Origin of the sequence: Amycolatopsis sp. NPDC004079 (genome assembly GCF_040610415.1) — a bacterium.
Lineage (GTDB): Bacteria > Actinomycetota > Actinomycetes > Mycobacteriales > Pseudonocardiaceae > Amycolatopsis > Amycolatopsis halotolerans.
In genome coordinates this window covers 1-6940 of sequence record NZ_JBEXMH010000145.1, presented here as the reverse complement: position 1 = coordinate 6940, position 6940 = coordinate 1, and the positions used below count along the sequence as shown (strand labels likewise).

The following is a 6940-nucleotide window of genomic DNA, read 5'->3' as shown; positions in this document are numbered from 1 at the left end:
CTTGGGGGGGTGGGGCGCCACCCCCCCCCCCAACGCCACATTGGGTGCGTCGCATGCACCCAATGCCACATTGGGGCGCTAGCCGTCCTACCCAACCGCAGCTGACCTACGAAACCAGCCAGGCACCCAGCCCCGGCCCTGCACCCCGATACGAAGCCAAAAACACGGGCTGAGGATGCTGGTCAAGGCATCTTTCCCGCCTTGACCAGCACCCTCAGCCCGTAGTCACCATCAGCTTCGGGGTGCCCCAACGCAGCACGCTTGCGTCAAAACCCCCGAGAAAACTCAAACCTGGCTGTCGAAGTCCCGAGCAGCCAACGCCCGAACAATCCCCGCGCGCCCCTCGGAAACAAGCCGCCGCAACGCGGCCGGATGCTCCCCTTCGAGCCACTCGTCCGAAGCATTCACCGTCGCGGGCTCAACAGCCCAAGACGGGTACAGCCCGATCGCAGTCGGCTGAGCCCGCTCACTGGACCGCCGCGCCCACACGTCGTCGATAACCTCGAAGTACCGCTCGATGTAGTCACCGAGCAGGTGCTTCTGCCCCGGGTGCGAGAACCCGGAAATCAACGCATCGCTGACCGCGTTGGGAATCTCGTCGTCGTAAATAGCCCGCTGCCAGGTATCAGCCTTGGCCTCGGCAGTCGGCTGCAGTGCACGCGAACGCTCCGCATGCCGCCGCCCGGCAGCGGTGTCGTCCCGCTCCTGCTCGGCGTTGATCTCGTCCGCACCGGCCTTGCCATGCGCGACCAGCGCCTGCAGCAGCCGCCAGCGCAGATCGGTGTCCACCGTCAGCCCGGGCAGCGGCGCGGACTCGTCGAGCCAGCCCGCGATCTCCGTCAGGATCTCGTCGCTCAACACCCCGCCAGCCAGCGAGTTCACAAACGCCAGCTGATGATCCGACCCAGCCTCCGCAGCCCGAGCCAGCTCCAGCAGCCGCCCGCTCAACGCAGGCCACCCCTCCGAAGCAGCCCACTTCTGGTCGGCATAAGAGTTCAACGCAGTCTGCGCCTGCAACAGCAACCGCTGCACCACGCCGACCTCGCTCTCGGCGTGAATCCCGCGCGCCACGAGCGTCACGAAGTCGCGAGCCTTGAGCTCGGCCTCGCGCGTCATCTCCCAAGCAGCCGACCAGCACAGCGTGCGCGGCAGCGATTCGGTGATGTCGCCGATCCGGTCGATCAGCGTGGTGAGCGACGCCGGGTCGAGGCGCATCCGGCAGTAGGTCAGGTCGTCGTCGTTGACCAGCACGAGCTTGCCCGCGGCCTGGCCGACCAGGTCCGGCACCTCGGTGCGCTCGCCCGTGACGTCCAGTTCGACGCGGCGGGTGCGGACGATCTTGCCGTCGGCGTCCTCGTCGTACACGCCGACCGCGACGCGGTGCGTGCGCAGTTCCCCGGCACCCGGCTTCGCGCCGGTCTGCACGACGGCGAACGACTTGAAGGTGCCGTCCGCGGCGATCTCGTAGCGCGGGCTGAGCGAGTTGAGGCCGGTGGTCTCCAGCCATTCCGCGCTCCACCACGACAGGTCGCGGCCGGACGCTTCCTCCAGCGCGGCCAGCAGGTCGGCGAGCGTGGCGTTGCCCCACGCGTGCTTGCCGAAGTAGACCTTGAGGCCGTCGAGGAAGTGGTCGATGCCGACGTAGGACACCAGCTGCTTGAGGACGCTCGCGCCCTTGGCGTAGGTGATGCCGTCGAAGTTGACCTCGACCGCGTGCAGGTCGACGATGTCGGCCGCGATCGGGTGCGTCGAGGGCAGCTGGTCCTGGCGGTAGGCCCAGGACTTCTCGATGTTCGCGAAGCTGGTCCAGGCGTTCTTGTACTCGGTCGCCTCGGCCTGGGCGAACACGCTCGCGAAGGTCGCGAACGACTCGTTCAGCCACAGGTCGTCCCACCAGCGCATGGTGACCAGGTCGCCGAACCACATGTGCGCCATCTCGTGCAGCAGCGTCTCGGCGCGGCGCTCGTAGGCGTAGCGGGTGACGCGGCTGCGGAAGACGTAGTCCTCGAGGAAGGTGACCGCGCCGGCGTTCTCCATCGCGCCCGCGTTGAACTCCGGCACGAACAGCTGGTCGTACTTGGAGAACGGGTACGGGGTGCCGAATTTCTCGTGGTAGAAGGCGAAACCCTGCTTGGTTTCGACGAACAGCCGCTCGGCGTCCATGTGCTCGGCGAGCGACGCGCGGCAGTAGATGCCGAGCGGGATGGTGCGGTGCTCGTCGCGGAACTCGTCGGTCCATTCCGCGTACGGGCCGGCGACGAGCGCCACCAGGTAGGTGGAGATGCGCTCGGATTCGGCGAACTGCGTGCGGCGCGCGCCGTCCTCGGTGTCCTCGGCGCTTGCGGCCAGCGCGTTGGAGACGACCTTCCAGTCGCGCGGGGCGTGCACCGCGAGCCGGTACACGGACTTGAGGTCCGGCTGGTCGAAGCAGGCGAACATGCGCTTCGCGTCGGCGGTCTCGAACTGGGTGTAGAGGTAGACGCCGTCGTCGACCGGGTCGACGAACCGGTGCAGGCCCTCGCCGGTGTTCATGTAGCGGCAGTCGGCGGTGACGACGAGTTCGTTCTCCGCGGCAAGGCCGGGCAGCGCGATGCCCTTTTCCTCGGCGTAGCCGCTGACATCGAGCTCAGTGCCGTTCAGCACGGCGGAGCGGACGCCTTCGGCGACGAGGTCGATCCACGAGGCTTCGCCGGGACGGCTGCTGGAGAACCGCACCGTGGTGGTGGAGCGGAACGTCTTCTCCCCGGGACGGCCGTGGCCGTCGGTCAGGTCCAGCTCGATGTCGTAGGACGACACGTCCAGCAGGCCGGAGCGCTGCTTGGCTTCGTCACGCGTCAGGTTGGGGGCGGGCACGGGCACCTCTGGTCTTCGGTTCCGGTTGGCACGACGTTCAGCATCCAATCATGACGGGCCCGGAACCGGCGACCAGGGAACAATGCGGAGGGCTCCCCGCGTTGCCTCGCAGTGCGGGGGTCCGCCCCGCCCTCCGGCGACTGCCGGGGAGCAGCCTCGCCGAGGAGCCCGTGAAACATGACTGACTCGTCCCAGCCCACGAAGGTGGACTTTTTCTTCGACCCGATCTGCCCGTTCGCGTGGATCTCGTCGCGGTGGATCCTCGAGGTCGAGAAGCACCGTGAGCTGGACCTGAACTTCCGGGTGATGAGCCTGTCGGTGCTGAACGAAGGCCGCGAAGACCTGCCCGAGCGCTACAAGGAGCTGCTGAGCGAGGGCTGGGCCCCGGTCCGCGTCGCCACCGCGCTGGCGCAGACCCAGGGCCAGGAAGCCGTGCGGAACTTCTACACCGAGTTCGGCACCCGCTACCACAACCAGCACAACGAGGACCGCAAGCTCGTCATCAAGGAGGCGCTGGCCGCGATCGGAGCCCCGGCCGAACTCGCCGAGGCGGGCGAATCGACCGAATACGACGAGGCGCTGCGCAAGAGCCACCACGAGGGCATGGACCCGGTCGGCATGGACGTCGGCACGCCGACCATCCACGTCAACGGGAACGCGTTCTTCGGCCCGGTGCTGTCGTCGATCCCGCGGGGCGAGGATGCGCTGAAGGTGTTCGACGGCGCGGTCGCGCTGGCCAGCTACCCGGACTTCTTCGAGCTGAAGCGCACCCGGACCGGGGACCTGAACTTCGACTGACGCCCGGCTCGTGAGTGCTGATCGCGGTGAGAACCGTGATCAGCACTCACGAGAACCCGAGCGCCGCCTTGGTGACGTCCTCGGGGTAGGGCGAGTTTTTCAACGCTTCGTCAAGCGGGGTGTTGGCCGTCTTCAGCTCGTGCAGGCGCAGCAGGCCGTCGCGATGGGTGCGCACGAACGCTTCGTCCACCGGCTCGCCGTGACCGGGCACGACGATGCGCGGTTCGAGCGCGAGCAGCGCGTCCATCGCGGCGGCCCACGCGTCGAGCTCGTCGGCCGGGCTGAATGAGTACGCGGTGAAGCCGTGCGGGCCGTGCTCCACGACGTCGCCCGCGAAGACGACGTCGGCGTCCGGCACGTGCACCAGCAGGTCGTGGTCGGTGTGCGCGGGGCCGGGGTGCACGAGGGTCACGGTGCGGCCGCCGAGGTCGAGTTCGGCGCGGTCGGGCACGAGGCGGTCCGGCGGCATGAGCCCCGTGCGCTCGATGGCGTCGGCGATTTCCGGCTTGCCCTCCTTGCGGTAGTGGGCCGCCCAGGTTTGTTTGTCGGCTTCGCCGTTCTTCAGCAGGGCCCGCAGGCAGCCGGGGTGGGCCCAGACGTCGCACGGCAGGAACGGCGTGGTGCCGAAGGCGTGGTCGAAATGCGCGTGCGTGTAGACGACCGACCACGGCAGCTCGGTCAGCTCGCGCACCGCGGCGGCGAATTCGGTGCCCTGGTCGACGTCGCCGCGGGTGTCGATCACCAGGCACTGCTCCTGGCCGAGCACCAAACCGGTGGTGAGGTCCAGTTCGTCGTACCGGCGGGCGAAAACCCCGTCGGCCACCTCGGTCCAGCTCATTGCCCCTCCAGAATTCCGTGCGACAGCATCGCCACGCTATCGCTGACGTCCTGGTGCGCCGCGAGAAATACGTCGTTTCCGTGGCCGGTCGCGGCGAGTTCCCTGCCGGAGGTGCAGCCGCGCAGTGCGGCAGGGACGTCGGTGGCCGCGTAGGCAGCCGCCGCCAGCGCGGCTTCGGTGGACCGCGAGCCGGTCAGCGCGCTGACGATCGCGCCCGCGCCAAGCTGGTCTTCGACGCACGGCCGCAGCGGGCCGAACTCGATGCTTTCGCCTTCGCCGAACATGTCCACTCCCCAGCGTTCCCCGGCGGGAATGACGCCGATCGGCTGTCCGGCGGCGATTTCCTCGGCTTTCGCGGCGGTCGCCGTCGCATTCCGCAGGCAACCGGCTAATACGTGCGCGCCGGTTTTCGCGGCGGCCGTGCAGAGCGTCGCGCCGTTGGGGGAGGGGAGGGCAAGAAGCGTTCCGGACGGGATCTGCGTCACAGAAGACGGCCGGAGCGTCCATTCCTCTTCGCCCGCGACCACTGCTCCCGCTCCGCGCGCCTCGGCGATTCCGCGTTCGTCCCGCCATCGCACCGGCAGCACGCGGCCGCCCCGGCTGACGACGAGATCCGTTGTGGTGCTGAAGGAAAGCACGTCCACGATGATCAGCACCGCGCATTCCCGGCCGAGGATCCCGACGCCCTCGCCGCCCCATTCGAGGCGGACGTCCGCGCCGTGCTGCGCTGCGATGTCCACCCCCGGAGCATGCCGGGTCGGCGGCGAGATGGCACACTCCCGCTGTGCGTGTCTACTTGGGATCCGACCATGCCGGTTTCGAGCTGAAGAACCACCTTGTCCGCCACCTCGGCGAACAGGGGCACGAGGTGACCGACATCGGTCCGTTCGTCTACGACGCGGCCGACGACTACCCGGCGTTCTGCGTCGAAACCGCGCGCCGCGTGGCCGCCGACGAGGGCAGCCTCGGCATCGTCATCGGCGGGTCCGGCAACGGCGAGCAGATCGCCGCGAACAAGGTGCCCGGCATCCGCGCCGGACTCGGCTGGAGCGTCGAAACCGCGCAGCTGACCCGGGAGCACAACCACGCCCAGGTGCTGGGCGTCGGCGCGCGGATGCACACCGAGGAGCAGGCGACCGAGATCGTCGAGGCGTTCCTGGCCACGCCGGTCGACCCGGCCGAGCGCCACGCGCGGCGCGTGCGGCAGCTGCTCGACTACGAGCGCACCGGCACCCCGCCCGCCCTGCCGGAGGCCTGATGCCCGAGGGGCACACGCTCCATCGGCTGGCCCGTCTGCACAAACGCCGGTACGTCGGCGAACCGGTCGGCCTCAGCAGCCCGCAGGGCCGGTTCGCCGCCGAGGCGGAGAAACTCGACGGGCAGGTGCTCGTTTCCGCTGAGGCGTACGGGAAACACCTGTTCCACAACTACGGTCCGTTGGGGACAGTCCATGTCCACTTAGGTCTGTACGGCACGTTCGGGGAAGCCTCGCTGCCCGAGACCGCGCCGGTGGGCCAGGTGCGGATGCGCCTCGTCGGCCGCACCCACTGGACCGATTTGCGCGGCCCGACGCGGTGCGAACTGCTGGACCCGGCGCAGGTCGACGCGATCAAAGCCCGGCTGGGCCCGGATCCGCTGCGCCGTGACGCGAAGCCGGATCGCGCGTGGGAGCGGATCTCGCGGTCTCGGACGACGATCGCGGCGTTGCTGATGGATCAGGCGGTGCTGGCTGGCGTCGGGAACGTTTATCGCGCGGAAGTGCTGTTCCGGCACGGGATTTCGCCGATGGTTCCCGGACGCGCGCTGGACCGCGCGCTGTGGGACGACATCTGGGCGGACCTCGTGACGCTGATGCGCGCCGGGGTCCGGGTCGGGCGGATCGACACGGTCGCACCGGAGCATCTGCCCGCGGCGATGGGCCGGGCTCCGCGCGAGGACCGGCACGGGGGCGAGGTTTACGTCTACCGACGGGCCGGGATGCCGTGTTTGATTTGTGGGACGCCGGTGGCGCAGAAGGAATTGGCTGCGCGGAATCTTTATTGGTGTCCTGCTTGCCAGCCTGCTTGAGTACGGCGGAGCCTAGAGCTTGAGCTGGGTTCGCTGCGGGCGGATTACCGCGCCCCAGTGAGGTTTCTCGGTAGAGCGGTGTGCGGCGGGTTCGTTGCAGTGGTGCGGGGATGCAGTGCACCACCTGGCTGCCTGGTCCGGTTCCGGCGAAGTTCCGTGAGGGGAACCCTGAGGGACTCTGATTCCCTCAGGGTTCCCTTCACGGAACTCGGCCTCGCGCGCCAGCCCGTCGCCGAGGACGAGACCCTCCCACGCGCTGCGCGATGCACCCGGCTGGGTCTGCGGCGCGCTGCACCCGCAGACGTGGGGGGGGGGGGGAGTGAGGGGGATGGTTATAGAAAAGCAGCGCGACACCGGAGGTCAGATCCAGGGGGCCCGGCGGGC

The 6940-nt window shown here is 68.9% G+C and carries 6 protein-coding genes; 3 read left to right on the top strand and 3 right to left on the bottom strand.

Annotation, left to right across the window (positions count from 1 at the left end):
- Nucleotides 1-285: 285 nt before the first annotated feature.
- A complete protein-coding gene (gene pepN / locus ABZX37_RS49095; protein WP_354751228.1) occupies nt 286-2853 on the bottom strand; it encodes an aminopeptidase N in 2568 nt (855 codons plus the stop codon).
- A gap of 177 nt (nt 2854-3030) precedes the next feature.
- Here pepN and ABZX37_RS49090 point away from each other — a divergent pair, with 177 nt between their 5' ends.
- Complete coding sequence (locus ABZX37_RS49090) at nt 3031-3651, top strand: DsbA family protein (RefSeq protein WP_354751227.1); 621 nt, start codon at nt 3031-3033, stop codon at nt 3649-3651.
- A 46-nt stretch (nt 3652-3697) separates the two neighbouring features.
- Here ABZX37_RS49090 and ABZX37_RS49085 read toward each other — a convergent pair whose 3' ends face one another.
- Together ABZX37_RS49085 and ABZX37_RS49080 are read right to left on the bottom strand one after the other, a co-directional pair.
- Nucleotides 3698-4489, bottom strand: coding sequence for an MBL fold metallo-hydrolase (locus ABZX37_RS49085; protein ID WP_354751226.1), 792 nt, complete (start codon nt 4487-4489; stop codon nt 3698-3700).
- Nucleotides 4486-5229: a 2-phosphosulfolactate phosphatase gene (locus tag ABZX37_RS49080; RefSeq protein ID WP_354751225.1), complete on the bottom strand. Its 744-nt coding sequence runs from the start codon at nt 5227-5229 to the stop codon at nt 4486-4488. Before ABZX37_RS49080 ends, ABZX37_RS49085 begins: the two co-directional genes overlap by 4 nt.
- Nucleotides 5230-5273: 44 nt before the next feature.
- Here ABZX37_RS49080 and ABZX37_RS49075 point away from each other — a divergent pair, with 44 nt between their 5' ends.
- Both ABZX37_RS49075 and ABZX37_RS49070 read left to right on the top strand, forming a co-directional pair.
- Nucleotides 5274-5747, top strand: coding sequence for a ribose-5-phosphate isomerase (locus tag ABZX37_RS49075; protein ID WP_354751224.1), 474 nt, complete (start codon nt 5274-5276; stop codon nt 5745-5747).
- A complete protein-coding gene (locus ABZX37_RS49070; RefSeq protein WP_354751223.1) occupies nt 5747-6556 on the top strand; it encodes a DNA-formamidopyrimidine glycosylase family protein in 810 nt (269 codons plus the stop codon). Before ABZX37_RS49075 ends, ABZX37_RS49070 begins: the two co-directional genes overlap by 1 nt.
- Nucleotides 6557-6940: the final 384 nt, after the last annotated feature.